The organism is Flexivirga lutea, assembly GCF_054778955.1.
Window position 1 is genome coordinate 202,794 of the sequence record NZ_BAAGZB010000001.1, and the last position, 26,636, is coordinate 229,429.

A 26,636-nucleotide genomic window follows, 5' to 3' on the forward strand; every position below is an offset into this window, starting at 1 on the left:
TTTCGTGTCCTCTCGATGTGTTTGGTGTCCGTTCGGTGAGGTCAGCCCGTCGCCACCACGGGGTCGCCGATGCGGATCTCACCTTCGGTGTCCGGGATCAGGTGGTGACAGAACCACGTCTTGCCGTCCCACCTGCGGTGCTTGCTGAGCGTGCGGATCGGCTCCTTGCCCCGGCTGAGGTCCGCCGGCTCCACAAGCGTCATCACGCACCGATCCACCGGCTTGGCGGCACGCAAGCGCACCCCGCCGATCTGCACCGCCGCCCACGCGTCCTCGGCGAAGGGGACGTCACCGTCGATGACGATGTTGGGCCGGAACCGGTCGATCGTGACCGGCTGCCCACCCGACTCCTCGATCCAGGCGTTCAACTGCCGCAGCGACGCCAATGACGCGATCGTCACCGGATAGCCGTCCTGGAACGCCGCCCGGTCGTCCGGCCGCGAGAACTCCGGATTGAGCGTGCGCTCGTCCGGATGCGCGCACCACACCACGTCCAGCCCGGCGCGACCGGTGACCTGCTCCAACCAGGCCGAGGCCGACTCCGCAGCCCCGCGGACCCGCATCGGCGGCCTGGTGAACATCGTCGCCTTCAGCTCCGGGCCTTCGGCCCGCACCGTGTATGACGACCCGGCAGCGGACAGGGTGACCGCAGGGACGGCGTCGTCGCCCTGCTCCACCGGTTGCGCCCGTATGCCGAACAGCGCCGGCAGCTCCCGGGCGCTGACCATCGATCGATCGGCGTCCACGATCATCCACTCGCGGTCGCCGCGCAGCCCGGCGAGGCCTACATACGCGCTCGGAACGTGAGTGATGGCAGTGCTTTTGACCGGGTGGAGGCGCAGCGACACGACCTGCATCGCGGGCTCAGGCGGTGACGTCGCCGACGGTGGTGACCGGCGCCACCAGTCCGTCCTCGAGCTGGTAGGTGGCGCCGACGAGCGCGAGCCGCCCGGAGTCCACCGCGTCCTTGATCATCGGCGACTGCTCCAGGAGCAGGTCGATCGTCGCTCGGACGTGCGCGTCCACGACCGCCCGGTAGTCGGTCTCACCCCGGCTGCGGCACTGCAGCACGGTCGGCAGCACCTTCTCGGCGATGGCCCGCACGTGACCCGAGGGGAATTCGCCGGTCTCGGCGGCCGCCATCGCCGCGCCGACAGCACCGCACGAGCTGTGCCCGAGCACGACCAGCAGCGGCACCTGCAGCGGCTCGATCCCGAACTCCAGGGATCCCAGCACCGCGTCGTCCAGCGCCTGACCGGCGGTGCGGACCACGAAGACGTCACCGAGTCCCTGGTCGAAGAGCAGCTCGACCGGCACCCGGCTGTCGCCGCAGCCGAACACCACCGCGGTCGGCTGCTGGCCGCCGGCCAGCGACTCCCGGCGGGCGGCGTCCTGCTGCGGGTATGCCGGACTGCCCGAGGCGTATCGCTGGTTGCCGTCGACCAACTGCTGCCACGCCTGCTGTGCCGTCGTGTGTTCGTTCATCGGTGATCCTTCCTGGACACGGTGGTGATTCGTCGGGTGCTCATAGGCCGGGCCGGGTGGTGATGGTGAACGCGGCCGGCTTCGCGGTGGCCGCGAAGAAGTCCTCGCCCTTGTCGTCGACCACGATGAAGGCGGGGAAATCCTCGACCTCGATCTTCCACACCGCTTCCATGCCCAGCTCGGGGTATTCGAGCACCTCGACGTGCTTGATGCAGTCCTTGGCCAGCCGGGCGGCCGGGCCGCCGATCGAACCGAGGTAGAAGCCGCCGTGTGCCTGGCAGGCGTCGGTCACCTGCTTGCTGCGGTTGCCCTTGGCCAGCATGACCATCGATCCGCCGGCGGCCTGGAACTGCTCGACATACGAATCCATCCGGCCGGCGGTGGTCGGGCCGAACGAGCCGGACGCGTAACCGTCCGGTGTCTTGGCGGGACCGGCGTAGTAGACCGCGTGGTCCTTGAGGTATTGCGGCATCTCCTCGCCGGCGTCCAGCCGCTCCTTGATCTTGGCGTGCGCGATGTCACGCGCGACGACCAGCGGGCCGGTGAGTGAAAGGCGTGTCTTGACCGGGTGTTTCGTCAGTTCGGCGCGGATCTGGTCCATCGGCCGGTTCAGGTCGATGCGGACCACGTCCGTGGCATCCAGCTCCTCGTCGGTCGTGTCCGGCAGGAAGCGCGCCGGGTCGGTCTCCAGTTGCTCGATGAAGACACCCTCGGGCGTGATCTTGCCCAGGCACTGCCGGTCCGCGGAGCAGCTGACCGCGATCGCGACAGGCAGCGAGGCGCCGTGCCGGGGCAGGCGCACCACCCGCACGTCGTGGCAGAAGTACTTGCCGCCGAACTGCGCGCCGATGCCGAAGCCCCGCGTCAGCTCCAGCACCTGCTCCTCCAGCTCGACGTCACGGAAGCCGTGCGCGGTGGCCGCGTCTCCCGAGGTCGGGAGTTCGTCGAGATACTTGGCGCTGGCGTATTTGGCTGTCTTCAGGGCGAATTCGGCACTGGTGCCGCCGATCACGATCGCCAGGTGGTATGGCGGACAGGCCGACGTGCCGAGGGTGCGCAGCTTCTCGTCGAGGAACCGCATCATCGACTCGGGGTTCAGGATCGCCTTGGTCTCCTGATAGAGGAAGGACTTGTTGGCCGAACCGCCGCCCTTGGCCATGAACAGGAACTTGTAGGTGTTCTCGTGGCCCGCCGCGGTGTCGGCATACAGCTCGATCTGGGCCGGCAGGTTGGAGCCGGTGTTCTTCTCCTCCCACATGCTGATCGGCGCCATCTGCGAGTAACGCAGGTTGAGGCGGGTGTAGGCGTCATACACGCCGCGGGCGATCGATGCCTCGTCCGGACCGTCACCGCCCACGAGCACCTGGGAACCCTTCTTGCCCATGACGATCGCGGTGCCGGTGTCCTGGCACATCGGCAGCACCCCGGCCGCGGCGATCCCGGCGTTCTTCAGCAGGTCCATCGCCACGAACTTGTCGTTGTTGCTGGCCTGGTCGTCGTCCAGGATCGTGCGGAGGAAGGCCAGGTGCGCAGGGCGCAGGTAGTGCGCGATGTCGTGCATCGCCGTCTCGGTCAGCAGCCGCAGCGCCTCCGGGTCGACCTCGAGGAACGTGCGCCCGCCCGGTCCGTCGACGGTCCGCACGCCAGTGTCGGACAACTTGCGGTAGGTCGTCGCGTCGTCCCCGAGCGGCAGCAGGTCTTCGTAGGCGAATTCGGCCATGGCAGGTGGCAATCTCCTTGCTGGATGAGCGGTGCTTTCAGAGTAGTGGGGCTCGCCGGCGTCACCGCGCGGGAGTGGTGTCACCGCTGCGGTGCGGTGCCTCCGGCAACCGTTGCACAACGGTTTGCCATCTGACCGGGCCGTCCGCGAGACACAGGGGGTATAAGGGGTGTAGACCGTGAGAACGTGTTGGAGCTCACACCCCCTGGATGGAGCGGATGCATATGAAACGTCTCAGGCCACCTCGACGTGGCGCAGCGGGGGCGGTCGCCGTCCTCATGGCGACCGCAGGCCTGGCCGCCTGCGGAGGAAGCAGCGACAGCGGGTCCGGACCGGCTCACCTCACCTGGTACATCAACCCCGACGTCGGCAACGCCGATGCCAGCAAGGGTGGCCAGGCGACGCTCGCCAAGGAGTGCTCGGACGCCTCCAAGGGCAAATACCAGATCAAGGTCCAATTGCTGCCCAACTCGGCCAGCGACCAGCGGATCCAGTTGCTGCGGCGACTGGCCGGCGGTGACAAGACCATGGACCTGATGAGCGTCGACCCGGCATTCGTCAGCGAGTTCGCCGCGGCCGGCTATTTCGCGCCGGTGCCCAAGGACATGGTCGCCGAGTTCAAGGCCGACCGGGTGCAGTCCTCGATCGACGCCTCGACCTACAACGGCAAACTGATGTCGGTGCCGTTCTGGTCCAACACCCAACTGCTCTGGTACAAGAAGTCGGTCGCCAAGAAGGCCGGTCTCGACATGAGCAAGCCGGTGACCTGGGACCAGCTGATCAAGGCGGCGCAGCAGACCCACATGCAGATCGGGGTGCAGGCCAAGCTCTACGAGGGCTACTCGGTCTGGATCAACGCACTGGTGGCCGGGGCCGGCGGCGAGATCGTCAAGAACCCCAACGCCACCTACGAGAACATCAAGCTCGGCCTGGACTCCCAGGCGGGCCGCGACGCCGCCAAGATCATCCACGAGGTCTCCTCGACCGGCGTCGGCGGACCGGCGATGGGCAACTCCACCGAGACCGAGTCGCTGAACCTCTTCGGCAGCCCGAAGGGCGGCTTCCTGGTCAACTGGCCTTACACCTACGGCGCCTACCCGGGCAAGGACAAGGCCGATGTGGCCGCGACCCGGTATCCGCAGACGGTCCAGGGTGAGAAGTCCCGGCCGCCATACGGTGGCATCCAGCTGGCGGTGGGCAAGGACAGCAACCACCAGGCGCTCGCCTACCAGGCGGCGGCGTGCATCACCAACGAGAAGCATCAGGCGCAGTACATGATCGCTTCGGGGAATCCGGCGAGTCGCAAGGCCGTCTACCGGGACTCAACGACCAAGTTCACGCCATCGGGAGGAAAGCCGCTCACGGTCCTCACGGCGTTCCCGAACGGCATCGCCGCGGAGATCATGAAGTCCCTGGACGCGGCGGCCCCCCGGCCGTTGACGCCCTACTGGGGTGACATCTCCACGGCGCTGCAGCAGAAGTTCAGTCCGCCGAGTTCGGTCGACCAGAGCACCCCGGCGAAGGCGCAGGCCTTCATTCTCAAGGTCTTGAACGGGAAGGCGCTGCTGTGAACATCCCACGAAGTCCTGCGTCCTGCGTCCCGCGACACCGCGAGGGGGTCCCGTCATGAGTGCCGTCGCCGACACCACTCAGGGCGATCTCACCGCCCGTGAGCAGGCCCACCTGTCCGACCGGGCCAAGGGCGAGCGCAACCTCGGCTGGCGGCTGGCCGGTCCCGCCTTCGTCATCATGCTGTTGGTCACGCTCTATCCGATCGGTTACGCGGTCTACCTGTCGCTGTTCAACTATCGGTTGACCGACCCGGCCGGCAAGAAGCTCGTCGGCATCCAGAACTACATCACCGCGTTGTCCGACCCGTTGTTCTGGCAGGCGTTCGAGTCCACGTTCTTCATCGTCGTGGTCACGGTGATCGTCGAGCTGATCCTGGGCATGGCGATCGCGATGGTCATGCACAAGGTCGTCTGGCCACGCCGCACGCTGCGCACCATCGTGCTGATCCCCTACGCGATCGTCACGGTCGTGTCCGGCTTCTCCTGGTTGTATGCCGCACAGATCGACACCGGCTTCTTCAACCACTGGCTGCACTTCTTCACCTTCGGCGGGTTCAGCGAGACCTACAACTGGTTCGGCGGACGGTGGTCGTCACTGACGATCATCTGCCTGTCGGAGATCTGGAAGACGACGCCCTTCATGTCGTTGCTGCTGCTGGCCGGGCTGGCCCAGGTCGACTCGGCACAGGAGGAGGCGGCCAAGGTCGACGGCGCCACCTGGTGGCAGCGTTTCACCAAGGTGATCCTGCCCAACATGAAGGCGGCGCTGATGGTCGCGCTGCTCTTCCGGACGCTGGATGCCGTTCGCATCTATGACAATCCATATGTCATGACCGGCGGTGCCAACAAGACCGAAACCTTGTCGATGCTGGTCGGCACCGAGACGGTCAGCCGGGTGGAGATCGGCATGGGGTCAGCGCTCGCGGTGATCCTCTTCGTGATCGTGCTGATCATCGCGTTCATCTTCGTCAAGCTCTTCAAGGTCGATCTGACCACCAGCGGGAGGAGTTGAGCAGTGGAGACCAACATGAGCACCAAGGCCAAGAACGGCCTCGGCGTCGCGTCGATCGTCATCATGATCTGGACCGTCATACCGCTGCTGTGGATTGTGGCGACCTCGCTCAAATCCGATGCCGCGCTGGGTGATTCGCGACAGAACATCCTCGGCAACTTCTGGCCGAAGGACATCAGCTGGGACAACTACAAGCTGATTTTCTCCGGAGGTGCGTCCGACCTGTTCGTGCCGGCGTTGTGGCACTCGATCATCGTCTGCGTGGTGTCGACGGTCATCAGCGTCATACTCGCGACGTTCTGCGCCTACGCGATCTCGCGGCTGGACTTCCCGGGCAAGAAGCTGATCCTCACGACTGCGCTCGCGGTGTCGTTCTTCCCGGTGATCGCGATGGTCACGCCGTTGTTCAACCTGTGGCGGCAGATCGGGTTGTTCGACACGCTGCCGGGCCTGATCATCCCGTACCTCGCACTGACCCTGCCGCTGTCGATCTGGATCCTGTCGGCCTTCTTCCAGCAGATCCCGTGGGAGATGGAGCAGGCGGCGCAGGTCGACGGTGCCACCAGTTGGCAGGCGTTCGTGAAGGTCGTCGCGCCGCTCGCGGCGCCGGGCGTGTTCACCACCGCGATCATCGCGTTCTTCACCGCGTGGAACGACTTCGTCTTCAGTTCCAACCTGACCGCGCAGCACGCGCAGACGGTGCCCGCGGCGTTGAGCTTCTTCACCGGCGCCAGTCAGTTCGTCCAGCCGACGGGCGCCATCTGTGCGGCCGCGGTCGTCGTCACCATTCCCGTCGTGATCCTCGTCCTGGTCTTCCAGAAGCGGATCGTTGCCGGCCTCACTTCCGGCGCAGTCAAGGGCTGAAAAGGCCTCAAGGAGAAGCAATGTCGAGCATCGAACTCAAGCACATTGTCAAGAAGTACGGCGACGGTTTCCCGGCCGTCAACGACGTCAACCTGGACATCAAGGACGGCGAGTTCGTCATCCTGGTGGGACCGTCGGGCTGCGGGAAGTCCACCCTGCTGCGGATGATCGTTGGGCTGGAGGACATCACGTCGGGGGACCTGGAGATCGACGGCAAGCGGGTCAACGACCTCGCGCCCCGGGACCGCAACCTGGCAATGGTCTTCCAGAACTACGCGCTCTACCCGCACCTGACGGTCTTCGAGAACATCGCCTTCCCGCTGCGCCTGCAGAAGGGCAAACACAGCAACGAGGAGATCGACCGGAAGGTTCGCGAGGCCTCCAGCATGCTGGAGCTGGACGAACACCTGGAACGCAAGCCGGGCAACCTGTCCGGTGGTCAGCGGCAGCGGGTGGCGATGGGTCGGGCGATCGTCCGGGAGGCCGATGCGTTCCTCTTCGACGAGCCGTTGTCCAACCTGGACGCCAAGCTGCGCGGGCAGATGCGCACCGAGATCGCCCGGATGCAGCGCCGGCTCGGCATCACCACCGTCTACGTCACCCACGACCAGACCGAGGCGATGACCCTCGGCGACCGGGTCTGCGTGCTCAAACGCGGTGTGCTGCAACAGGTCGCGTCCCCGCGCGAGCTCTACGAACAGCCGGTCAACCTCTTCGTCGCCGGCTTCATCGGCTCGCCGCCGATGAACTTCCTGCCCGCCAAGGTGGAGGGCAGCACGCTGAAGTTGCCGTTCGTCGACGTGCCGGCCGAGGGTGAGCTCGCCGAGAAGATCAAGGGCAAGGACGTCGTGATCGTGGGCCTGCGCCCCGAGCACCTCAAGGACACCACGGTGGAATCGGGCCCGGAGCACTCGGTGAAGTTCAACGCCGTGGTCGATCAGACCGAGTGGCTGGGCAACGAGCAGTACGCCTACATCCCCTACGAGGCCGACGGGGAGGTCCGCAACCAGCTGGAGGAGCTGGACCGCGACCTGGACGGCGAGGGACTGCGCACCCAGATGATCGTCAACCTGGACCCGCGGTCGCGGGTGCTGGAGGGCGACGAGGCCCAGCTCGCCTTCAACCCGGCGTCCATGCACGTCTTCGACCCGCAGACAGGTGAGAACCTCACTCGTGACGAGGACAAGGCCGCCGAGATCGCGGCCGACTCCGAGAAGATGCGCAAGGCGGCGCTGGAACGCGCGCGCAAGCGCGAGTCCGAGCAGTCCGAGAAGTCGGCCTAGCCCGGCGCGCCGACCCGCCCCCTCACCGAGCGGACACACAAATACCGAGGGGACACGAAATCGGGGCGTGGCAGCCCCGATTTACGTGTCCCCTCGGTGTGTTTCGTGTCCGCTCGGTGGTCAGTGCGTCGGGGTCGGTCGCCTACGGTTGAGCCATGACTGACTCCCGACCTGTTGTGCTCATCACCGGAGGCACCCGCGGCATCGGTCGCGCCGTGGCGGACGCCCTCGGCGAGGATCATCGTCTGCTGATCGGCGGCCGGGACGAAGCGGCCGTCGCCGCCGTGTGTGGTGCGTTGCCGGACGCCGTGCCGTTCGTCGCCGACCTGACCGACGCGGCAGCCACGGGTGCCGCCGTCGACGCGCTCGACGACGTGCCGGCGTTGGCCGGTGTGGTGCACTCCGCCGGCGTGCTGGGCAGTGGCGCAGTCGCGGACCTCGGTCGCGACGCCTGGCGCCATACCCTCGAGGTGAACGTGGTGGCGGTTGCTGACCTCACGCGCGCGCTGCTGCCGAAGCTGCGCGCCGGCGACGGCACCGTCGTGGTCGTCAACTCCGGCTCGGGACTGCGCTCCGGCGCCCAGGGCAGCCTCTACTCGGCATCGAAGTTCGCGGTGCGTGCGTTCGCCGACGGGCTGCGACAGGAGGAGCGTGCCCACGGCGTCCGTGTCTCCACCGTCTACCCGGGCCGGGTGGCCACCGACATGCAGCGCGAACTGCGCGACTTCGAAGGCGCCGCGTATGACGAGAACGACTACCTGCGCCCCGAATCCGTCGCCGCTGCAGTGCGTTTCGTGCTGACCGCGCCGCCCGAGGCGTCTGTCGAGGACCTGTCGATCCGCCCGCGTTGAGGGGGAGAGGACTACCCGAGCTCGGCGCGGGTCGGTGGGTTCGCGCCCGCCCGGGAGACGGTGATCGCGGACGTCTCGATCGCCCGGTCCACCGCGGGACGCAGCTGCGACAGATCGGCTCGGCGCAGCCGGTCGCGGGCGTCGGCGGAGCCGAGCAGGCCCGCGTCGAGCAGCCCGGACAGCAGCCCGGACTGGAAGGAGTCGCCCGCGCCCACCGTGTCCACGACGGACACGCTCCGGCCGGCGACGGAGACGGTCTGCCCGGTCGAGGAGACGTGCAGCAGCGCGCCGTCCCCGCCGCGGGTCATGACGACCAGTGACGGCCCGAGCTGCCCCCACAGTGCCAGCACCTGAGCCGGATCGGCATCGGCGCCGTAGAGCCAGGCGATGTCCTCGTCGCTGGCCTTGACGACGTCGGAGTAGCCGATCAGCTGCTCCAAGCCCGCGCGCACCTCGTGCGCCGCACCGATCAGCGTCGGCCGGGGATTGGGGTCGAAGGACACCGTGGCGTGGTCGCGGGCGGCCAGGATGGCAGCAGCCACCTTCTCGGCGCCAGGCTGCAGTGCGGCGGCGATGGAGCCGGTGTGCAGGTGGCCCACATCGCCGGGCAACGGATAGGGCAGGTCCCAGGCGAGGTCGAACTCGTATGTCGCAGAGCCGGCCTCGTCCAAGGTAGCCATCGCGGTAGGCGTGCGCTGGGCACCGAGGCTGCCCTCCACCAGCGGCACGTCGTCCGCGGCGAGATGACCGATGATGAGCTCGCCGTAGGCGTCGTCCGCCAGGTATGCCGCCAGCCGCGCCGGATGCTGCAGGCGCGCCAGGCCGATCGCGACGTTGAGCGGGCTGCCCCCGACATACTCCTGCGGTGGCCCGTCGACCGGGCGGACGATGTCGATGAGGGCCTCGCCGATGACCAGGGTGTCGACCACGAGTGCGCCCGTCAGCCGGTCAGGCCGCCGCTGAGCTGCTGCAGCTTCGCCATCGGGTGCACGGCTTCGATGGAGCGGATCGTGCCGCTCTTGGACCGCATCACCAGCGAGTGGGTGGTGCAGCCGCCGCCGCGGTAGCGGATGCCGCGCAGCAGCTCACCGTCGGTGATGCCGGTCGCGACGAAGAAACAGTTGTCGCTCTGGACCAGGTCGTCGGTGGTCAGCACGGCGTCGAGGTCGTGGCCGGCATCGATGGCCCGCTGCCGCTCCTCATCGTCCTTGGGCCACAGGCGGCCCTGCAGCACACCGCCGATGCACTTCATCGCGCAGGCGCTGATGATGCCCTCCGGGGTGCCGCCGATGCCCAGCAGCAGGTCGATGCCGGTGTCGGGGCGGGCGGCCATGATGGACCCGGCCACGTCGCCGTCGGAGATGTACCGGATGCGCGCGCCCGTGGTCCGGATCTCCTCGGCCAGCTTCTCGTGCCGTGGGCGGTCCAGCAGCACGACCGTCACGTCGGACACCGACCCGTGCTTCGCCTTGGCGACCCGCCGGATGTTCTCGGCGACCGGCAGTCGGATGTCGACCACGTCGGCGGCCTCGGGCCCGGTGGCCAGCTTGTCCATGTAGAAGACCGCGCTCGGGTCGTACATCGAGCCCCGCTCGCTGACCGCCATCACCGACACCGCGTTGGTCATGCCCTTGGCGGTCAGGGTGGTGCCGTCGATCGGGTCGACGGCCACGTCCACGTGCGGGCCGGTGCCGTCGCCGACCTTCTCCCCGTTGAAGAGCATCGGAGCGGCGTCCTTCTCGCCCTCACCGATCACCACCACGCCGCTCATCGAGACCGACGAGATCAGGTGTCGCATGGCGGCGACCGCCGCACCGTCGGCAGCGTTCTTGTCGCCCCGGCCGACCCACCGTCCCCCGGCCATCGCGGCGGCCTCGGTGACGCGCACCAGCTCCAGCGCGAGGTTGCGGTCCGGGGTTTCCGGGGTGGTTTCCGTGGTGACGGTGTCGGACGGCATGGACTCTCCTCGGAGAACTCGGGCCGCGGGACCGCGAGACGCTCGCTCGTGCCTCACGAGTGCCTCGGCCACCGCGTAGGTGGGGTTCGGCGTCGACTCTATCGGCAGGTCCGGCCACCGGCGCGGCCCCGGTGCGGCCGGTTCACGGGCAGGTGGCCGCAGGGCCCGTCATCCCGGTTTGGGACGATGAGCGGCGTGACCGACAGCGAACCTCCCGCGAGCCCGACCGCGCAGACGCCGCCAACGGATCCGGGCGACGCCGGCCGGCCGCAGCGTCGCCGCGGCATGGGCTCGGCGCGCAGCATGATCATCTCGATGGTGCTGGTGGCGCTGGCGGTGCTGGCCTGGTGGGCGTTCGTCCCGCGAGCCGAGCAGACGACGCAGCCGACGGTGGACGTCGCCGGCATCGCGCGCGAGGTGGGCCGTGCCAAGCACTGGGACCCGGCGATCGCGCAGGGCCTGCCGAAGGGTTGGCAGCCGGTCAACGTCCGGCTGGTGTCGGTCGACAAGCAGCCCGACACCTGGCAGGCGGGGTATGACGCCCCGGGCGGATGCTACGCGCGGGCGGTGCAGACCCAGGACGGCACCTCGGACTGGGTGGCTGCTCAGACCGACCAGAGCACCCGGACCGGCTCGGTCACTCTGGCGGGTGTCCGCTGGACCCAGCTGACCCGGGCCGACGGCGGCGAACGCAGCCTGGTCCGGAGCCGGCCGCTCGCGGGGCTGAGCACTGTGGTGACCGGCACCTGCGACTGGGGCCGGCTGCACCGGTTCGCCGAGTCGCTGCAACCGCTGAGCAAGAGCCAGTTGAGCCCCGCGCCGAGCGCCACCTGAGCGACCCCGGCATCACTCGTCGGTGTCGACTCCGTCCGGCGTCGCGCCGGATTCGTCGGTCATCGCGTCGATCGTGCGCTGCGCGCCGTCCAGCCAGCGCTCGCAATGGGCGGCCAGCGCCTCGCCGCGCTCCCACAACCGCATGGACTCCTCGAGCGTCTCGGTGCCGCCCTCCAACCGGCTGACGATCGACGCCAGCTCGTCGCGGGCCTGCTCGTAGCCGAGGTCGGCCACGTCGGCATGGGCGTCGTCGGCTGCGGCATTCTTCGGCATGACGGGCAGCCTAACGACAGCACGACCGTGACCCGGTGAGCGCCGGCGCGTCAGGTCGGCACGGCACGGGTACGGCTGGGGCACAGGAGGTGTGCACTGTGCCGAGCAGGACCGGCCGCGAGGAGCCGACGGAGCCGCTGACGACATACCGCCGGAAGCGCACGTTCGACCGCACTCCGGAGCCCTCGGGCGGCACCACGACCGCGGCGGAGCCGACCGGCCGGCGGCACTTCGTCGTCCAGCGCCATCGGGCCCGGCGGTTGCACTACGACCTGCGCTTCGAGATCGACGGCGTGCTGGTCAGCTGGGCGGTGCCGAAGGGGCCGACCCTGGACCCCGACGTGCGCCGGATGGCCGTGCACGTCGAGGACCATCCGCTGGAGTACCAGGACTTCGAGGGCGTCATACCGGCCGGTGAGTACGGCGGCGGCGATGTCATCGTGTGGGATCGGGGCACCTGGGAGCCGCACGACACCGACGACCCGGCGCGGGCGGTCGCGGACGGCGACTTCCATGCCGATCTGTATGGCGAGAAGCTGCGTGGTCGCTTCGTGCTGGTGCGCCGCGGCGGGCCGTCCGACCGGGAGCAGTGGCTGCTGTTGCACAAGCACGACGAGGACGCGGTGCGCGGATGGGACCCGCAGGACCACCCGCGCTCGGTGCTGAGCGGCCGCACCAACGACGAGGTGAAGGCGGACCCCGACCGGTTGTGGCGGTCGGACCTGCCCGCGGCCGCCGCGGCGGTGGAGTTGCGCGACGACACGGTGACCGGGCCGGGGGAGGAGGCGCTGGAGGCGTTGGATGCACTTGGCGACCACGGCAGCTGGGAGATCTTCGGCCGCACCCTGCGGGTGACCAATCTGGACAAGGTGCTCTTCCCCGGCACCGATGACACCGACCCGGTGACCAAGCGCGAGTTTCTGCGTTACACCGCGACCATCGCGCCGACGGTGCTGCCCTACCTGGCCGGCCGCGCGCTGAACATGCACCGCTACCCGGAGGGCGCCGGACACCGGGGCTTCTGGCACAAGTCGCTGCCGGAGCATGCGCCGGACTGGTTGGCGCGCTGGGACAACCCCGCCGCGGAGACCGGTGAGGCGCACACCTACCTCGTGGTGAACGAGCCGGCGGTGCTGGTCTGGGCAGCGAATTTCGGTGCGCTGGAATGGCATCCGTGGACGTCGCGGACCGACGAGCCGGAGCAGCCCACCTATGCGCTGTTCGACCTGGACCCCGGGGAGAACACCTCGTGGCAGGAGGTCCTCGAGCTGGCCCGGCTGCACCGGACGGCGTTCGAGCACCTGAACGTCACGGCATTCCCGAAACTGACCGGACGCCGCGGGATCCACTTCTGGGCGCCGATCGCGCGGGGTCCGTCGTTCGAGCAGACCCGCGCCTGGGTGGAGCAGGTGTCGCGGACCGTCGGCGCGGTGCTGCCGGAGCTGGTCAGCTGGAAGTGGGTCAAGAACGAGCGCCGTGGCCGGGCGCGCCTGGACTACACGCAGAACGCCATCAACAAGACGCTGGTGGCGCCATACAGCCCCCGGCCGGCGCCGGGCGCGCCGGTGTCCGCGCCGATCAGCTGGGACGAGCTCGACGACCCGGACCTGCGGCCGGACCGGTTCACCATCCGCACCATCGGGCAGCGACTCGCCGAGCGCGGCGACCTCTTCCGCGGCGTCCTGTATGGCGAGCAGCGGCTGCCACGGCTGCACTGACCCTGCGGGTGTGCCGCCCGATTCAGCTGACCGGCCGCACGGCGAAGTCGCCGGAGGCCACGGTCACCCGCAGCAGTTCGTCGGCGTCCACCGTGGCGACGTCGGTGACGAGCTGACCGTCGGTATGCCGCACCACGGCATACCCGCGCTCCAGCGTCTGCAACGGGGACAGCGCCCGCAGCTGGCCGCGCAGGTGGCCGACCTGGTCGTGCGCGCGGTCGAGCCGGTGCGTCATGCGCGCTCGTGACCGGTCGCGCAGCGCCTCGACGGTGGCCCGGCGCGTCGCGACCATCGTCTCCGGTGCGACCAGGACCGGGCGGCTGCGCAGTTGCGCCAGGTGGCGGCGTTCGGCGGCCAGCCGGTGCCGCAGCGCCCGCGCACCCGCCGCCCGGGTCTGCGCCAATCCGCGCAATTCGTCGGTCAGATCGGGCACCACCCGCTTCGCCGCATCGGTCGGGGTGGAGGCGCGCACGTCGGCCACGAAGTCCAGCAACGGGGTGTCCTCGTCGTGCCCGATGGCGCTGACGATCGGGGTGCGAGCCGCGGAGACGGCACGCACGAGTGCCTCGTTGCTGAACGGCAACAGGTCCTCGAAGCCGCCGCCGCCGCGGGAGATCACGATCACCTGCACGTGCGCCGCGGCGTCCAGCTCCTGGAGCGCGGCGGTGACCTCGGTGACCGTGTTCGGTCCCTGCACCGCGACCTGCCGGATCTCGAACTGTGTTGCCGGCCAACGGCGTCGGGCGTTCTCGACGACGTCCTTCTCAGCAGCGCTGGCGCGGCCGCAGATCAGGCCGACGGTGTGCGGCAGGAACGGCAGGGGCTTCTTGCGGCCGGCGTCGAAGAGTCCCTCGCTGCGCAACAACTGCTTGAGATGCTCCAGGCGCGCGAGCAACTCGCCGACACCCACCGGGCGCATCTGCCGCGCCTCCAGGTGCAGTGACCCGCGTTTGGTCCAGAAGCGCGGCTTGGCGTGCACCACCACCCGGGCGCCCTGCTGCAGGCCCGGACCCATCGCATCGAGGGTGTTGACGTGCACGGTGACCGACAGCGACATGTCGACCTCCGGGTCGCGCAGCGTCACGTATGCCGTCGGCGCGCCCGGACGCCGGTTGAGCTGGACGATCTGCCCCTCGACCCACAGCGGCGACATCTTGTCGACGTAGTCGCTGATCTTCACCGACAGCTTGCGCACCGGCCACGGCTGCTCGGCGGTCGTGTCGGCTGCCTTCTCCGGGAGAGGGGTGCTCACCCGGTCACTGTAGGGGCTCGGTATGTCCACACACTGTCCACCTGGTCGGGGTCCCCGCGAAGTAATTCGGAGGGGCGAAGCGGAGGAGAAACTTCGTGGGGTGACCTAGCCTGCTCCGTATGACGATCCGCATCCCCGGCCTCGCACTGACCGACCACACCCTGCAGGTGCCGCTCGACCACTCGGATCCGGACGGGCCGACGATCGAGGTCTTCGCTCGGGAAGCGGTTGCGGTGGACAAGGTCGGCGACGAGCTGCCCTGGCTGGTCTTCCTGCAGGGCGGCCCCGGCGGGGAGAGCCCGCGGCCGATGCGTGCCGACGGCTGGCTCGGGCACGTTACCAAGACCCACCGGGTGTTGCTGCTGGACCAGCGCGGCTGCGGCCGGTCGACGCCGCTGACGGCCCGCTCGACCGCCGGCATGTCGGCGGAGCAGATCGCGGCATACCTCCGGCACTTCCGGGCCGACAGCATCGTGGCCGACGCGGAGATCTTCCGGGAGCAGGTCGCCGGCGGCAAGCCGTGGACGACGCTGGGCCAGAGCTACGGCGGATTCATCACGCTCACCTACCTGTCGCAGGCGCCCGACGGCCTCGCGGGGTGCATGGTCACCGGTGGCCTGTCCGGGATCGACGCCGGCGCGGCCGACGTCTACGCCCGCACGTTCCCGCGGATCGCCCACAAGAACGCGGCCTATTACGAGCGTTACCCGGACGATGTCGCGGCGGTGCGGCGGATCGTCGATCACTTGGCGGCGCACGAGGTGCTCCTGCCCGACGGATCGCGGTTGACCCCGGAACGGTTCCGGCTGATCGGCAGCATCTTCGGGATGAGCTACGGGTTCGAGCACGTGCACTGGCTGCTGGACACCGCCTGGGACGGTGCGGAGATCTCGGACCGGTTCCGGCAGGCGGTGATGGCCGAGACGTCTTACCCGAACGGCCCGATCTACGCGCTGCAGGAGTACTGCTACGGCGCACCCGGCGTCCCGACCGGGTGGGCGGCGGACAAGGAGCTGGCGAGCCGGCCGGAGTTCGCCGCCGACGCCGACCCGGTGCTGTTCACCGGCGAGACGATGTTCCGGTGGATGTTCGATCAGATCCCGCTGTTGCGGCCGTTCGCGGAGGCCGCCGACATCCTCGCGGCGGTCGACGACTGGCCCGCCCTGTATGACGCACGGCGGCTGGCGGACAACACGGTGCCGGTGGCCGCCGCCGTCTACTTCGACGACATGTATGTCGACGCCGACCTCTCCCTGGACACCGCTCGCCGGGTCGGGAACGTGCGGCCGTGGGTCACCAACGAGTATGAACACGACGGTCTGCGGTCCGGGCCGGTCGTGGAGCGGCTGATGGACATGCTGGCCGGGAAGGTCTGACCTCCGGCCGGAACGCTGACCGCGAACCGTCCGGTTTCGCCGGGCCACGGGACCGCACCTAGCATGGAGACATGACTTCGCCCGCAACGACCGACACGCACCAGGCCGCCGTCGAGGAGCCGAAACGCGTGCTGCTCGCGGCGCCGCGGGGTTACTGCGCCGGCGTCGACCGGGCCGTCGTGACGGTGGAGAAGGCGCTCGACCTCTATGGCCCGCCGGTCTACGTGCGCAAGCAGATCGTGCACAACAAGCACGTCGTGGCGACGCTCGAGAAGCGCGGCGCGATCTTCGTCGACGAGACCGACGAGGTCCCCGAGGGCGCGACGGTGATCTTCTCCGCGCACGGCATCGCCCCGGTGGTGCGCGAGCAGGCCAAGGCGCTGTCGCTGAAGACGATCGATGCGACCTGCCCGCTGGTGACCAAGGTGCACCGTGAGGCGACCCGCTTCGCCTCCGACGAGTACGACATCCTGCTGATCGGCCACGAGGGCCACGAGGAGGTCGTCGGCACCGCTGGTGAGGCGCCCGACAACATCATCCTGGTGCAGTCGCCGGAGCATGCCGACACCGTGGAGGTGCGTCACCCGGACAAGCTGGTGTGGCTGTCGCAGACCACGCTGTCGGTCGACGAGACGATGGAGACGGTGCGCCGGCTGAAGCAGCGTTTCCCCGGCCTGCAGGACCCGCCGTCGGACGACATCTGTTACGCGACCCAGAACCGTCAGCTCGCCGTCAAGCAGATGGCGCCGCGCACCGACCTGATGATCGTGGTCGGCAGCCGCAACTCCTCCAACTCGGTCCGGCTCGTCGAGGTCGCTCTCGAACACGGCGCGCGCGACGGACATCTGGTCGACTACGCCGACGAGATGGACGAGAGCTGGCTCGACGGCGTGACCACCGTGGGCGTCACCTCCGGGGCGTCCGTCCCCGAGGTGTTGGTGCGTGACGTGCTGGCCTACCTCGCCGAGCGCGGGTATGCCGACGTCGAGACGATCACCGCCGCCGAGGAGAGCCTGCTCTTCGCGCTGCCGACGGAGTTGCGCCGCGACCTGAAGGCACGCGGTCAGGAGGATTCCGCCCAGGTCCGGCACGACGCCGGGTCACTGCGCTGACCGGTTGATCTTCCGGGGGCGTCAGCCGGCGTCCTCGATGCGATGCGCGGGACGCGCCGGTTGGGTCTCGGGGACCTCCAGGTCGAGCATCGGCCGGCCCACCTCCGCATCGAGCGCGTCGATGAGCTCGTGGGCCGTCAACGGTCGGGTGGGTGTCTCGACGGCGCGCAACTCGGCGGACGGCGCATCCTGCGCCAGCCCGAGGGCATGCATCTGCCGGGCGGTCACCAGGACCCGGGACTCCAGGGTCCCGATCATGGCGTTGTATGCCTCGACGGACCGGGTGAGCGACTGCCCCACCCGAGCGGTGTGCCGGCTCATCGTGCCGAGCCGGTCATAGAGCGCCTGCCCGAGGGCCAACAGCTCGCGGGCACCCCGGGCCAGGCTGTCCTGCTGCCAGGCGGCGGCGCTGGTGCGCAGCAACGCCAGCAGGGTGCTGGGGGAGGCCGGCACCACCTTGCGACCCATCGCGCGGTCGAGCAGGGACGGATCGTGCCGCAGCGCGGCGGCGAGCATCGCGTCGGCCGGCAGGAAGCAGATCACCAGCTGCGGGGACTGCTCGAACGCGCTCCAATAGGCCTTGGCGGCAAGCGAGTCCACGTGCCGGACGAGGGCCTTCGCGTGCTGGTCGAGCAGCCGGTCGCGCTCGTCGGGGGCGAGTCCGTCGGCCTGGGAGTCCAGGAAGGCCCGCGCCGGGGCCTTGCTGTCGATCACCAGCACCCGGTCGCCGGGAAGCCGCACCACCACGTCCGGGCGGATGCGGGCGTCATGTCTGCTGACCGCGGTGACCTGCTCCTCGAAGTCGCAGTGCGCGAGCATGCCGGCGTGTTCGAGCACCCGGCGCAGTTGCACCTCGCCCCAGGTGCCGCCGGTCGAGGTGGCGCGCAGTGCGCCGGCGAGCTGGGTGGTCTCCTGGTGCAGCGCACCGGTCACCCGCCCGACCTCGGCCAGTCGTGCGCCGAGCTCGCCGAACTGCTCCACCCGGTCACGCTCGAGCGTCGCGACCTGTTGCTCGACCCGTCCGAGCGTCGCGCTCAACGGTCCGAGGACCGCCGCCGTCTGCTGGTCGTCGGCGACCGTGGACTCCAGGTCGATCACCCGCTCGCGCAGCAGGTCGCGTTCGGTGGCCAGGGACGCCCCGCGTGCGGCATACGCCTGACGCAGCAGCAGCCAGGTGGCGGCGGCTGCGAGCGCGATCCCCAGGACGAGACCGACGATGAATTCCGTCATACCTGCAGGAAAGCACGATGCGCCGACAACCCGTCGGCGCCGCGTCAGGACGGACGGCCGAGCAGCTGGTGTTTGCCGCGCACCAGGTGGTGCCAGGCCAGGCGTTGTACGGCGAGGGTGACCACCCCGGCGAGCACCATGCCGGCGAGGTTGACCCCGAGCTGGGTCGCGGAGCCGGCCATCTCCGCGCGGGCGCCCACCGCGAGCGCGAGCGCCAGGTTGCCGGCGGCCGGCACCGTCGTGACGGAGATGAACACACCGACCATGGCGGTCGCCTTGTCGGTCGACATCGCGAAGATCCCGACCGCCCCCGCGGCCAGTGCGACGATGAACGACCAGCGGTCCGGGTGCCAGATGAACGCGGTCTGCGGGCGGCCGTGCGTGACGTCGGCACCGCTGACCAGGCCGGTGAGGCGAGCGATCAGCCCCAGGGCGGCCACGGCCGCGATCGCGACGACGAACGACGTCACCAGCAGGACGGCGCTGCTGCGCACCAGGCGTCCGCGGGCGAAGACGACGCCGGTGCACAGCGCCGCCACCGGTGCGAAGTCCGGGCTGACGACCATCGCGCCGACGACCAGGACGGAGGAGTCGGTGATGACGGCGACAGCTGCCAGGATCGTCGCCATCACCAGGAACAGGTAGTAGGAAATCGTCGAGCGGCTCGCCGACTCCGCCGAGTCGAGCACTTCCTCCCAGATCACCGCGTCGTCGGCCTCGCCGGGGGAGGCCTCCTCCAGCTCCTCCGCCCGGCGGAACGGCGTGCTGCTCGGCCGGCTGATCACGATGCCGCCACGGTCGCTGAGTGACAGGTCGTCCAGTGCCTCCACGAGTTCACCGGCCGACTCCCGGGCCGCGTCGCACTCGATGAGGTCACCGCGCGGGCTGCGGCACACTCCCGGCTGGACGACGAGATTGGTCACGCCCGAATGGGTCTCGAGCAGTCCCACGACGTCGTCGGACAGGTCCGTCGGCACGGCGAGCCGCAGATGCACCAGCATGCTGGCACCCTAGAGGTCGTCACCGCGCGGCACGGTCAATGACTGAGCTTCAGGCCGACGACGCAGCCGACGATGCCGAGCAGGAAGATGATCTTCAGCGGCGACACCGATTCGCTGCCGGTGGACATCGCATAGACCACGGTCAGCACCGCACCGATGCCGACCCAGACGGCATACGCGGTGCCGACGGGCAGGCTGCGCATCGCCACCGCCAGGCCGGTCATGCTGGCGGCGAGTGCGAGGACGAAGACTGCGGACGGGACCAGGCGGGAGAAGCCCTGCGACTTGTCGAGCGCGGTGGCCCACACGGCCTCCATCATCCCGGAGACGACGAGCACGAGCCATGCCATGGTGAACACCCCTTCACAAGCGGCCGTCTTGTCGCTGTCCGGGTACGGCGCCCTCGTCCGGGGACCACGTTCGCGGCGGCCCGATCCCAGGCTGGCACAGCGGTGTTCACCGGCCAAATCGTTCTGGACCTGCGGTGCGTCCGTGGTGCGCTCGCCGGTCGGTGGCGAGCGTGGAGGAGCGGGCCGCCAGGGACCACTAGACTCTTGATCCCGTGGCACTCACTATCGGAATCGTCGGGCTTCCCAACGTCGGCAAGTCGACCATGTTCAATGCACTGACCAAGAACAACGTGCTCGCCGCGAACTACCCGTTCGCCACGATCGAGCCGAATGTCGGGGTGGTGCCACTGCCGGACGAGCGCCTGGACAGGCTCGGCGAGCTCTACTCCTCCGACAAGGTGGTGCCGGCCACCGTCTCGTTCGTCGACATCGCGGGCATCGTGCGCGGCGCGTCCGAGGGGGAGGGGCTGGGCAACAAGTTCCTGGCCAACATCCGCGAGGCGGACGCGATCTGCCAGGTGATCCGGGTCTTCCACGACGACGACGTGGCGCACGTCGACGGCAAGGTGTCGCCCGAGTCGGACATGGAGACGATCAACACCGAGCTGATCCTCGCCGACCTGCAGACCCTGGAGAAGGCGCTGCCGCGCCTCGACAAGGAGGTCAAGGGCAAGAAGACGGACAAGTCGGTGCTGGATGCCGCGCGCGAGGCGCAGACCATCCTGGAAGCCGGAGACACGTTGTTCTCCAAGGGTTTCGACGTCACCCCGATCCGCGAGCTGGGGCTGCTGACCGGTAAGCCGTTCCTCTATGTCTTCAACGTCGACGAGGACCAGCTGGTCGACACCGCATTGCAGGCGTCGCTGCAGGCGCTGGTCGAGCCGGCCGAGGCGATCTTCCTCAACGCCAAGCTCGAGATGGACCTCACCGAGATGTCGGACGAGGAAGCCCTGGAGATGTTGCAGGGGTTCGGCGCGACCGAGTCGGGCCTGGCGCAGCTGGCGCACAAGGGTTTCAACACCCTCGGCCTGCAGACCTACCTCACCGCGGGCCCGAAGGAGTCGCGCGCCTGGACCATCCGACGCGGCTGGACGGCGCCGCAAGCGGCAGGCGTCATACACACGGACTTCCAGAAGGGCTTCATCAAGGCCGAAGTCATCTCGTATGACGACCTCATCGAGCTGGGCTCGGTCGCCGAGGCCCGCGCGCACGGCAAGGCGCGCATGGAGGGCAAGGACTACGTGATGGCCGACGGCGACGTGGTGGAGTTCCGCTTCAACGTCTAGCGTTAGTGACGTTTCCCGTGACAGCTGGGCTCGTGATCTGGGATCGGCGGAGTCCCTCGAGGACCTTCGTGATCGCCTTCTCCCCATCCGCCGGGGGCCGCAGTCCCGACGGGAGGACGTCGTGGGCGGCGAGCCCGTCCAGTGAGATCGAAGCTCGGTCAGCGAGTTCGTGGAAACGTCCGACCATCAGCACGATCGGCTCGGTGCAGGCCGTCACGGCGACGGTGAGGTCGGGTTCGTCCACCGGCTGCCAGATCGGCCGGTCGCAGTCGGTCAGTCGGCGTGCGGGGGCCTCCGGTTCCGCTTCACCTCGGAGCGCTCTCGTTTCGCGTCCAGTCGTCGTCGCTGGGAGCCGCGGGTGCGCCGGGTCGGGCGCCGGGTCGGCGTCGGGATGACGGCGTTGCGAAGCAGTATGGCGAGCCGATCCCGCGCGGCGGTTCGATTGCGTCGCTGGGAACGGTGTTCGGCAGCGCTGATGGTGAGCACCGTGCCCGAAAGGCGGATGGCGAGCCGCTCGAGTGCGAGTTCGCGCTGCGGCTCGGTCAGCGCCGTCGTCGTTCCGATGTCGAGACTGAGCTGCACCCGAGAATCCGCAGTGTTGACGCCCTGACCGCCCCGTCCCGACGCGTGCGAGAACTGCTCGACGAGCTCACCGGCCGGCACCGTCATTCCCTCAGGCGCGCCCGGTCCCGGCGGTATGCGCAGGTCGTCCACACCGGCCAGTCTGCCTCGATCATCTTGCGTCGGGCGATCCTTCGCCCGCCCCCGAGTCAGTGGTCCGGGGCAGCTGCGGGTAGTCCGCTATGGGGTAGACGCCGACCGCGAAGCCGTGGACGACGTCGCCCCGGCGGGGGAGGGCATCGAACTCCTCCACCAGCGCCCTCATCCGGTGCCAGAACTCCTGCTTCTGCGTCTCGCTGATCCGGGCGTGGCGGATGAAGCCCCACAGCTGTCCTTCGCGGTATGCCGGTCCCGATTCGGCCGCAGCCACCTCGAGGTCGTTGAAGTCGACTGCGCTGCCGCGGCTTTCGGTGCGTTGACCATCGAGCGCCACGTAGAACATCCGTGCCGTCCGGCCGTAGAACGCCTCGTCGATGGCGCGCACCTTGCGGGTGCGCACGATCTGCACCAATCCGGCCTCGGTGAGCACCTTGACGTGGTGGGCGACGGTGCTCTTCGGTCGATCCACTGCCGTGCTGAGCTCGGTGATGCTCGCGGCTCGCTCGTGCAGCAGTCCGAGGATGGTGTTGCGCAGCGGGTTGCCGAGCGCGCGCACCTGTTGCGGCGTCGTCAGCGCGAGCTGGTCCGCGAGGTCGTAGTCCGGCATCTTGCCTTCCATGGCAGAACATACTAGCTTTTTCGAACGTTCGAAGTTTATGGATCATTCAGTGGAGAAGGCACCATGTCCGAGATTCTCTTGTTCCACCACGCCCAGGGGCTGACCGCCGGAGTGCGTGCTTTCGCCGATGAACTGGTCGCTGCCGGTCACACGGTGCACGTGCCCGACCTGTTCGAGGGACGGACCTTCGGCGACGTGGAGTCCGGTGTCGCGCACGCGCGGGAGATCGGCTTCGACAACGTGCTGGCGCGTGGCGTCGCCGCGGCGGAGGCATTGCCCGAAAGCCTTGTCTACGCGGGGTTCTCGATGGGGGTGATGTCCGCTCAGAAGTTGGCGCAGACCCGCCCCGGTGCCGTCGGTGCGTTGTTCTTCGACTCGTGCCTGCCCGTCTCGGAGTTCGGTGCATGGCCCGACGGGCTGCCGGTGCAGATCCACGGTGGCACCGATGACGACTGGTTCGCCGAGGACCTGGAGTTCGCCCAGCAACTGGCCGATTCGGTGCCGACCGCCGAGCTGTTCCTCTACTCCGGCACGAAACACCTGTTCGCCGACTCGTCGCTGGCGGCGTATGACGCGACTGCGGCCGGTCTGCTGCGCGAACGGACCCTGTCCTTCCTCGCCGGACTCTGACGCGTCGGGCGCCATACGCGGGGATCACGTTGCTGCACCGAGGATTCAGGATGTTGCGGTTGGCGTCCTCCCGTAAGTGACGGCGTCGCGAACCGCGGCGGGTGCTGCCTGCGCCAGCTGGTGGTCCGGGGCGGCGCCCAGGGCGTCGTTGACGGTCGAGAAGGCGAGCCGGAGCGCGATGAAGAGGGTGGCCTCGAAGATGGCGCGATCGCTCAGGCCGCACTCACGCAGCGCCGCCACCTGGTCCGGCGTGGTGGCGTTGGGGTCGGAAACGACGGTGTGCGCCCAGTGGGCCAGCGTGCGCTGGCGCGGTGCGAGCGCCTCGGGCCGTCCGCGGATCGTCTCGGCGGCACGATGCTCGCCCACGAGCTCGGCGAGCCGGCTGCCCCACGCGAGCGAGCAATAGGAGTCCGCGCGAGCGCGAGCGGTCGCGACGACCAGCACGGCACGGTCCAGATCGTCGAGTTCCCAGGTGTCCTGGAGCTGCTGCCGGAGCGCGGTGAAGGCATCGAGCACGTCCGGACGCCACGTCCACAGCCGGGTCAGGTTGGCGACATACCCGTCGCTCTGGCGGTCTTCGTCGTATGCCGCGTCGCGCTCCGCCGACGCGGGAGGTTCTGCGATGAACATGATCCAGTGTGGTGCCGGCGCGATGACCGCCACAAGAGGAGCGGCGACGACCGCCGGTGCGTGGTTCAGGCCGGTCGGCGCGCGACCATCAGGCCGATGGAGCCGCGTTGCACCACGGCATCGTCCTGATTGGTGAGGATCAGTGCGCGATCGAGGATCCCGGCCCTGCCATTGCTGGTGGCGCGGGCGCCGGTGACGGTCAGCGTGCAGCGCAGGGTGTCGCCGGCGACGACCGGTCGTTCGAAGCGCCAGCCGTCGATGCCGAGCAGCGCGATCGAGCAGCTCTCGAAGACGCCGAGCCGGGAGACCAGTCCCATCGCCACCGACAGACCGAGCACGCCATGGGCGATCGGTGCGCCGAAGCGACCGGCCGCGGCATGCACGACGTCGGTGTGCACCGGGTTGGTGTCCCAGCTCCAGCCGGCGAACGACACGATGTCCGACTCGGTGATGGTGCGGCCCTGCGTGTGGAAGACCTGGCCGACGGCGAAGTCCTCGAAGAACCACGTGGTCGGAGCAGTGGGAGTGGTGTCGGGGGTGGTCTCGGGGGTCGTGTCAGATGTCATGGTGCGATCAACCCCGCCTGCGGTTCCACAACTGGTGCACCAATCCGCTGGGCGCGCTGACCGAATCGATGTCGAAGCGATCCTGTATGTCGGTGAGGCCGGCCCACGGACTGGTGCCGCGTCCCAGGACGACCGGGACGATCGCGAGATGCAGGAAATCGATCAGGTCGGCCTCGAGGAACTGCCGCACCGTCGACGGGCCGCCGCCGATGCGCACGTCGCCGCCCTGCGCTGCGTCCCGGGCGCGCTGCAGGACCTCGGCCGGTGAGCCGTCGACGAAGTGGAAGGTCGTGCCGTTCGCGAACTCGAGCGATGCTCGCGGATGATGGGTCAGCACGAAAACCGGTGTCCGGAAGGGTGGTTCGTCGCCCCACCAGCCCTGCCAACCGTCCTCCGGCCACGCGCCGGTCTGCGGACCGAACTTGCGCCGGCCCATGATCTCCGCGCCGATGCCTTGCGCCCAGGTGCTGGTCAGCGCGCGGTCGACGGTGATCGGTGCGTCCGGAGCGTTGTCGATGCCGTGGATGACGCGACCGTCGAAGCGCCGGAAGAGGCTTCCGGCGTCGCCGATCGGTTGCTCCAGCGTGACGTGCTCGCCGGCGGCGTACCCGTCGAGCGAGACGAACAGGTTGTGGACTCGGGTGCGGCTCATCGTGCCTCCGGCGGCTAGGTGCCCAGCAGGTTCGTCTGAGAGCCTATGACCCTCATGGACGAAGTGTGCGACGTGAACTTCCGGACGGCCCGACCAGCCGACGTCTCCTCGGTGGTGGCCCTGGTGGAGTCGGCATACCGCGGCGACGCGAGCCGGGCGGGCTGGACGACCGAGGCGGACCTGCTGCACGGGCAGCGCACCGATTCCGAGCAGGTGGTGGCCCTGCTGACCCGCGCCGACGCAGTGCTGCTCGTGGTCGACGCCGGTGATGCACTGCTGGGCTGCTGTCAGCTCGAGAACCGTGGCGACAGAGCCTATTTCGGCATGTTCGCTGTGTCCCCGGCCGCGCAGGGCGCCGGCATCGGCAAGCGCACCATCGCGTATGCCGAGACGTATGCCGCCCGGGAATGGGCGTGCCGGCACGTGGAGATGACGGTCATCCGGCAGCGCACCGATCTGATCGCCTTCTACGAACGACGCGGTTATCGCGACACCGGGGCCCGGTCGCCGTTTCCCTACGGTGACGAGCGATTCGGCATACCGCAGCGTGACGACCTGGAGTTCACCCTGCTGGAGAAGGAGCTCGGGCGCCGGTCCTGAGGCTCAGCGCTCGCGTCCGGTCGCGCCGAAACGGACCGGGGCGTCGCCGGCGACTGCCATCGCGAGCTGCTTCTCGAAGCGCGGCAACAACGGCGGCAGGTTGTCGAGTCCGAACCACCGCACGTCGCTCGACTCGTCGTCGCCGACACGTGCCTCGCCGGAGATCCAGCGGCAGCGGAAGGCGTGGTCCAGGTATTGGCAGCGGTCGCCGTTGTCGTAGGCGATCGGTCGCAGCGCCGTCACGGCGAGCAGGCGCTCGACGGTGATCTCGACCAGTGCCTCCTCAAGTGCCTCGCGTTCCGCGGTGACGTCCGGTTCCTCGCCCGGGTCGCAGACGCCGGTGATCGGGGTCCACCGGCCGTTGTCCGAGCGTCGGACGAGCAGCACCTGTGTCCCGTGCGGCCCGTCCCGCAAGATGTATGCCGACGCGCCCGGCATCCACAGCAGGTCGGTGCCGATCTTCTCGCGCAGGCCGGTGACGTACTCGGGTGTCGGCATGTTCCTGAGTGTAGGGAGGCATTCGGCGCATCGTCCCGGGCGGTGGCTGCGGCTCAGCGGCCGGCCGCCTCGCAGACCCAGCCCTCCGGAGTCCGGCCGGCGTGCAGGAAATCCGCCAGATCGTCGTGCACGGCCTCGTCCAGGTCGAGGTCGGCGCGCGGGTAGATGACCGGTTCCTCCTTGCTGTTGTGCTGGTCGAGCATTGCGAGGAGGTCGCGGCACTGCTGGAGCAGCCCGATGCGCTCAGGTGAGGCTTCGGCGAGTGCGGTCTCGATGGCGTCCATCGCGTCCCACAGGGCGCCGTGCTCGCGGAGCATGACCATGATCGGCATCATCAGCCCTGCGGCCCGAAGCGGTGGGAAGAGGAACGTCTCCTCGAGGTAGATGTGCCGGCGTAGCGCCCCCATGGCGGCGCACAGCGGTTCCCGGCGCAGCTCGCCCGCGTCGGCGCCGGCGACGAATTCCTCGATGCCGGAATCGATGTCGCGATGTTCTCGGGTCAGAGCGGCGGCAAGGCCGTCCGAGTTGGGCATGGAACCTCCTCGA

The 26,636-nt window shown here is 69.0% G+C and carries 29 protein-coding genes and 1 riboswitch; of the genes, 12 read left to right on the forward strand and 17 right to left on the reverse strand.

Annotated features, from left to right (window positions below; all coding sequences use genetic code 11):
- Positions 1-41: 41 nt before the first annotated feature.
- From ACYVBN_RS01050 to ACYVBN_RS01060, 3 genes are read right to left on the reverse strand one after another with little or no spacing between them, the layout of a single operon-like run.
- Positions 42-848: an MOSC domain-containing protein gene (locus tag ACYVBN_RS01050; RefSeq protein ID WP_460598939.1), complete on the reverse strand. Its 807-nt coding sequence runs from the start codon at positions 846-848 to the stop codon at positions 42-44.
- Between the two features lie 16 nt (positions 849-864).
- Positions 865-1,485: a carbonic anhydrase gene (locus ACYVBN_RS01055; protein WP_460598940.1), complete on the reverse strand. Its 621-nt coding sequence runs from the start codon at positions 1,483-1,485 to the stop codon at positions 865-867.
- A 40-nt stretch (positions 1,486-1,525) separates the two neighbouring features.
- A complete protein-coding gene (locus tag ACYVBN_RS01060; RefSeq protein WP_440280697.1) occupies positions 1,526-3,205 on the reverse strand; it encodes a fumarate hydratase in 1,680 nt (559 codons plus the stop codon).
- A 278-nt stretch (positions 3,206-3,483) separates the two neighbouring features.
- Between ACYVBN_RS01060 and ACYVBN_RS01065 the strand changes: the two genes are divergently transcribed.
- The 5 genes from ACYVBN_RS01065 to ACYVBN_RS01085 all read left to right on the forward strand — a co-directional run bounded on the left by ACYVBN_RS01065 (position 3,484) and on the right by ACYVBN_RS01085 (position 8,786).
- Entirely contained in the window at positions 3,484-4,776 is a 1,293-nt protein-coding gene (locus ACYVBN_RS01065; protein WP_460598941.1) for a type 2 periplasmic-binding domain-containing protein, read from the forward strand.
- Positions 4,777-4,831: 55 nt separating this feature from the next.
- Positions 4,832-5,788: a carbohydrate ABC transporter permease gene (locus ACYVBN_RS01070; RefSeq protein ID WP_460598942.1), complete on the forward strand. Its 957-nt coding sequence runs from the start codon at positions 4,832-4,834 to the stop codon at positions 5,786-5,788.
- 15 nt (positions 5,789-5,803) lie between these two features.
- Positions 5,804-6,652, forward strand: a complete 849-nt coding sequence (locus ACYVBN_RS01075; RefSeq protein WP_460599780.1) for a carbohydrate ABC transporter permease — start codon at positions 5,804-5,806, stop codon at positions 6,650-6,652.
- A gap of 20 nt (positions 6,653-6,672) precedes the next feature.
- Positions 6,673-7,935, forward strand: a complete 1,263-nt coding sequence (locus tag ACYVBN_RS01080; protein WP_440280700.1) for an ABC transporter ATP-binding protein — start codon at positions 6,673-6,675, stop codon at positions 7,933-7,935.
- Between the two features lie 155 nt (positions 7,936-8,090).
- Complete coding sequence (locus tag ACYVBN_RS01085) at positions 8,091-8,786, forward strand: SDR family oxidoreductase (protein WP_460598943.1); 696 nt, start codon at positions 8,091-8,093, stop codon at positions 8,784-8,786.
- Positions 8,787-8,797: 11 nt separating this feature from the next.
- On the opposite strand, the gene ACYVBN_RS01090 is transcribed toward ACYVBN_RS01085, so the two are convergent.
- Complete coding sequence (locus ACYVBN_RS01090; protein ID WP_460598944.1) at positions 8,798-9,715, reverse strand: carbohydrate kinase family protein; 918 nt, start codon at positions 9,713-9,715, stop codon at positions 8,798-8,800.
- An 11-nt stretch (positions 9,716-9,726) separates the two neighbouring features.
- A complete protein-coding gene (glpX, locus tag ACYVBN_RS01095) occupies positions 9,727-10,743 on the reverse strand; it encodes a class II fructose-bisphosphatase (RefSeq protein ID WP_440280703.1) in 1,017 nt (338 codons plus the stop codon).
- A 195-nt stretch (positions 10,744-10,938) separates the two neighbouring features.
- On the opposite strand from glpX, the gene ACYVBN_RS01100 reads away from it, so the two are divergent.
- On the forward strand, positions 10,939-11,577 hold the full coding sequence (locus tag ACYVBN_RS01100) for a DUF4245 domain-containing protein (protein ID WP_460598945.1): 639 nt from the start codon (positions 10,939-10,941) through the stop codon (positions 11,575-11,577).
- A 12-nt stretch (positions 11,578-11,589) separates the two neighbouring features.
- Here the strand turns inward: ACYVBN_RS01100 and ACYVBN_RS01105 are convergent, their stop codons facing one another.
- Positions 11,590-11,850, reverse strand: coding sequence for an exodeoxyribonuclease VII small subunit (locus tag ACYVBN_RS01105; RefSeq protein ID WP_460598946.1), 261 nt, complete (start codon positions 11,848-11,850; stop codon positions 11,590-11,592).
- 98 nt (positions 11,851-11,948) lie between these two features.
- On the opposite strand from ACYVBN_RS01105, the gene ligD reads away from it, so the two are divergent.
- Positions 11,949-13,568: a DNA polymerase domain-containing protein gene (gene ligD, locus ACYVBN_RS01110; protein ID WP_460598947.1), complete on the forward strand. Its 1,620-nt coding sequence runs from the start codon at positions 11,949-11,951 to the stop codon at positions 13,566-13,568.
- Between the two features lie 22 nt (positions 13,569-13,590).
- On the opposite strand, the gene xseA is transcribed toward ligD, so the two are convergent.
- Entirely contained in the window at positions 13,591-14,820 is a 1,230-nt protein-coding gene (gene xseA / locus ACYVBN_RS01115; protein ID WP_460598948.1) for an exodeoxyribonuclease VII large subunit, read from the reverse strand.
- A 119-nt stretch (positions 14,821-14,939) separates the two neighbouring features.
- Between xseA and ACYVBN_RS01120 the strand changes: the two genes are divergently transcribed.
- Together ACYVBN_RS01120 and ACYVBN_RS01125 are read left to right on the forward strand one after the other, a co-directional pair.
- Positions 14,940-16,196, forward strand: coding sequence for an alpha/beta hydrolase family protein (locus tag ACYVBN_RS01120; RefSeq protein ID WP_460598949.1), 1,257 nt, complete (start codon positions 14,940-14,942; stop codon positions 16,194-16,196).
- Positions 16,197-16,267: 71 nt separating this feature from the next.
- Entirely contained in the window at positions 16,268-17,308 is a 1,041-nt protein-coding gene (locus ACYVBN_RS01125) for a 4-hydroxy-3-methylbut-2-enyl diphosphate reductase (protein WP_460598950.1), read from the forward strand.
- 21 nt (positions 17,309-17,329) lie between these two features.
- On the opposite strand, the gene ACYVBN_RS01130 is transcribed toward ACYVBN_RS01125, so the two are convergent.
- Genes ACYVBN_RS01130 through ACYVBN_RS01140 form a run of 3 tightly spaced genes read right to left on the reverse strand, consistent with a single transcriptional unit; the run spans position 17,330 to position 19,889 of the window.
- Positions 17,330-18,538, reverse strand: a complete 1,209-nt coding sequence (locus ACYVBN_RS01130; protein ID WP_460598951.1) for a DNA recombination protein RmuC — start codon at positions 18,536-18,538, stop codon at positions 17,330-17,332.
- A gap of 44 nt (positions 18,539-18,582) precedes the next feature.
- Positions 18,583-19,539: a DUF389 domain-containing protein gene (locus ACYVBN_RS01135; RefSeq protein ID WP_460598952.1), complete on the reverse strand. Its 957-nt coding sequence runs from the start codon at positions 19,537-19,539 to the stop codon at positions 18,583-18,585.
- A gap of 35 nt (positions 19,540-19,574) precedes the next feature.
- On the reverse strand, positions 19,575-19,889 hold the full coding sequence (locus ACYVBN_RS01140; RefSeq protein WP_440280712.1) for a DMT family transporter: 315 nt from the start codon (positions 19,887-19,889) through the stop codon (positions 19,575-19,577).
- 16 nt (positions 19,890-19,905) lie between these two features.
- Positions 19,906-19,971, reverse strand: a riboswitch (guanidine-III (ykkC-III) riboswitch).
- 130 nt (positions 19,972-20,101) lie between these two features.
- Between ACYVBN_RS01140 and ychF the strand changes: the two genes are divergently transcribed.
- The gene (ychF, locus tag ACYVBN_RS01145) at positions 20,102-21,175 is read left to right on the forward strand and encodes a redox-regulated ATPase YchF (protein ID WP_460598953.1); all 1,074 of its coding nucleotides are present in this window, start codon (positions 20,102-20,104) and stop codon (positions 21,173-21,175) included.
- Positions 21,176-21,448: 273 nt separating this feature from the next.
- Here the strand turns inward: ychF and arfB are convergent, their stop codons facing one another.
- Both arfB and ACYVBN_RS01155 read right to left on the reverse strand, forming a co-directional pair.
- Positions 21,449-21,889, reverse strand: coding sequence for an alternative ribosome rescue aminoacyl-tRNA hydrolase ArfB (gene arfB / locus ACYVBN_RS01150; protein ID WP_460598954.1), 441 nt, complete (start codon positions 21,887-21,889; stop codon positions 21,449-21,451).
- A 19-nt stretch (positions 21,890-21,908) separates the two neighbouring features.
- Positions 21,909-22,514, reverse strand: a complete 606-nt coding sequence (locus ACYVBN_RS01155) for an ArsR/SmtB family transcription factor (protein ID WP_460598955.1) — start codon at positions 22,512-22,514, stop codon at positions 21,909-21,911.
- Positions 22,515-22,577: 63 nt separating this feature from the next.
- Between ACYVBN_RS01155 and ACYVBN_RS01160 the strand changes: the two genes are divergently transcribed.
- Positions 22,578-23,144 carry a dienelactone hydrolase family protein gene (locus tag ACYVBN_RS01160; RefSeq protein ID WP_460598956.1) on the forward strand — a complete coding sequence of 189 codons (567 nt, stop codon included), beginning with the start codon at positions 22,578-22,580 and terminating at the stop codon, positions 23,142-23,144.
- A 45-nt stretch (positions 23,145-23,189) separates the two neighbouring features.
- Here ACYVBN_RS01160 and ACYVBN_RS01165 read toward each other — a convergent pair whose 3' ends face one another.
- The 3 genes from ACYVBN_RS01165 to ACYVBN_RS01175 form a co-directional block, all read right to left on the reverse strand.
- Entirely contained in the window at positions 23,190-23,774 is a 585-nt protein-coding gene (locus ACYVBN_RS01165; RefSeq protein ID WP_460598957.1) for a carboxymuconolactone decarboxylase family protein, read from the reverse strand.
- Between the two features lie 65 nt (positions 23,775-23,839).
- Positions 23,840-24,340, reverse strand: coding sequence for a hotdog family protein (locus ACYVBN_RS01170; protein WP_460598958.1), 501 nt, complete (start codon positions 24,338-24,340; stop codon positions 23,840-23,842).
- Positions 24,341-24,347: 7 nt separating this feature from the next.
- Positions 24,348-24,992, reverse strand: coding sequence for a dihydrofolate reductase family protein (locus ACYVBN_RS01175; protein ID WP_460598959.1), 645 nt, complete (start codon positions 24,990-24,992; stop codon positions 24,348-24,350).
- 72 nt (positions 24,993-25,064) lie between these two features.
- Here ACYVBN_RS01175 and ACYVBN_RS01180 point away from each other — a divergent pair, with 72 nt between their 5' ends.
- The gene (locus ACYVBN_RS01180) at positions 25,065-25,592 is read left to right on the forward strand and encodes a GNAT family N-acetyltransferase (RefSeq protein WP_460598960.1); all 528 of its coding nucleotides are present in this window, start codon (positions 25,065-25,067) and stop codon (positions 25,590-25,592) included.
- A 3-nt stretch (positions 25,593-25,595) separates the two neighbouring features.
- Here the strand turns inward: ACYVBN_RS01180 and ACYVBN_RS01185 are convergent, their stop codons facing one another.
- Together ACYVBN_RS01185 and ACYVBN_RS01190 are read right to left on the reverse strand one after the other, a co-directional pair.
- Positions 25,596-26,090, reverse strand: a complete 495-nt coding sequence (locus ACYVBN_RS01185) for an NUDIX hydrolase (RefSeq protein WP_460598961.1) — start codon at positions 26,088-26,090, stop codon at positions 25,596-25,598.
- A gap of 53 nt (positions 26,091-26,143) precedes the next feature.
- Positions 26,144-26,623, reverse strand: coding sequence for a hemerythrin domain-containing protein (locus ACYVBN_RS01190; RefSeq protein WP_460598962.1), 480 nt, complete (start codon positions 26,621-26,623; stop codon positions 26,144-26,146).
- Positions 26,624-26,636 lie beyond the last annotated feature (13 nt).

Excerpts from the sequence above, each read along its gene's own strand:
- ACYVBN_RS01055 (WP_460598940.1), bottom strand. The coding sequence starts at position 1,485 with ATGAACGAACACACGACGGCACAGCAGGCGTGGCAGCAGTTGGTCGAC.
- ACYVBN_RS01060 (WP_440280697.1), bottom strand. The coding sequence starts at position 3,205 with ATGGCCGAATTCGCCTACGAAGACCTGCTGCCGCTCGGGGACGACGCG.
- ACYVBN_RS01065 (WP_460598941.1), top strand. The coding sequence starts at position 3,484 with ATGGCGACCGCAGGCCTGGCCGCCTGCGGAGGAAGCAGCGACAGCGGG.
- ACYVBN_RS01070 (WP_460598942.1), top strand. The coding sequence starts at position 4,832 with ATGAGTGCCGTCGCCGACACCACTCAGGGCGATCTCACCGCCCGTGAG.
- ACYVBN_RS01075 (WP_460599780.1), top strand. The coding sequence starts at position 5,804 with ATGAGCACCAAGGCCAAGAACGGCCTCGGCGTCGCGTCGATCGTCATC.
- ACYVBN_RS01080 (WP_440280700.1), top strand. The coding sequence starts at position 6,673 with ATGTCGAGCATCGAACTCAAGCACATTGTCAAGAAGTACGGCGACGGT.
- ACYVBN_RS01085 (WP_460598943.1), top strand. The coding sequence starts at position 8,091 with ATGACTGACTCCCGACCTGTTGTGCTCATCACCGGAGGCACCCGCGGC.
- glpX (WP_440280703.1), bottom strand. The coding sequence starts at position 10,743 with ATGCCGTCCGACACCGTCACCACGGAAACCACCCCGGAAACCCCGGAC.
- ACYVBN_RS01105 (WP_460598946.1), bottom strand. The coding sequence starts at position 11,850 with ATGCCGAAGAATGCCGCAGCCGACGACGCCCATGCCGACGTGGCCGAC.
- ACYVBN_RS01120 (WP_460598949.1), top strand. The coding sequence starts at position 14,940 with ATGACGATCCGCATCCCCGGCCTCGCACTGACCGACCACACCCTGCAG.
- ACYVBN_RS01125 (WP_460598950.1), top strand. The coding sequence starts at position 16,268 with ATGACTTCGCCCGCAACGACCGACACGCACCAGGCCGCCGTCGAGGAG.
- ACYVBN_RS01130 (WP_460598951.1), bottom strand. The coding sequence starts at position 18,538 with ATGACGGAATTCATCGTCGGTCTCGTCCTGGGGATCGCGCTCGCAGCC.
- ACYVBN_RS01135 (WP_460598952.1), bottom strand. The coding sequence starts at position 19,539 with ATGCTGGTGCATCTGCGGCTCGCCGTGCCGACGGACCTGTCCGACGAC.
- ACYVBN_RS01140 (WP_440280712.1), bottom strand. The coding sequence starts at position 19,889 with ATGGCATGGCTCGTGCTCGTCGTCTCCGGGATGATGGAGGCCGTGTGG.
- ACYVBN_RS01155 (WP_460598955.1), bottom strand. The coding sequence starts at position 22,514 with ATGGAAGGCAAGATGCCGGACTACGACCTCGCGGACCAGCTCGCGCTG.
- ACYVBN_RS01160 (WP_460598956.1), top strand. The coding sequence starts at position 22,578 with ATGTCCGAGATTCTCTTGTTCCACCACGCCCAGGGGCTGACCGCCGGA.
- ACYVBN_RS01165 (WP_460598957.1), bottom strand. The coding sequence starts at position 23,774 with ATGTTCATCGCAGAACCTCCCGCGTCGGCGGAGCGCGACGCGGCATAC.
- ACYVBN_RS01170 (WP_460598958.1), bottom strand. The coding sequence starts at position 24,340 with ATGACATCTGACACGACCCCCGAGACCACCCCCGACACCACTCCCACT.
- ACYVBN_RS01175 (WP_460598959.1), bottom strand. The coding sequence starts at position 24,992 with ATGAGCCGCACCCGAGTCCACAACCTGTTCGTCTCGCTCGACGGGTAC.
- ACYVBN_RS01185 (WP_460598961.1), bottom strand. The coding sequence starts at position 26,090 with ATGCCGACACCCGAGTACGTCACCGGCCTGCGCGAGAAGATCGGCACC.
- ACYVBN_RS01190 (WP_460598962.1), bottom strand. The coding sequence starts at position 26,623 with ATGCCCAACTCGGACGGCCTTGCCGCCGCTCTGACCCGAGAACATCGC.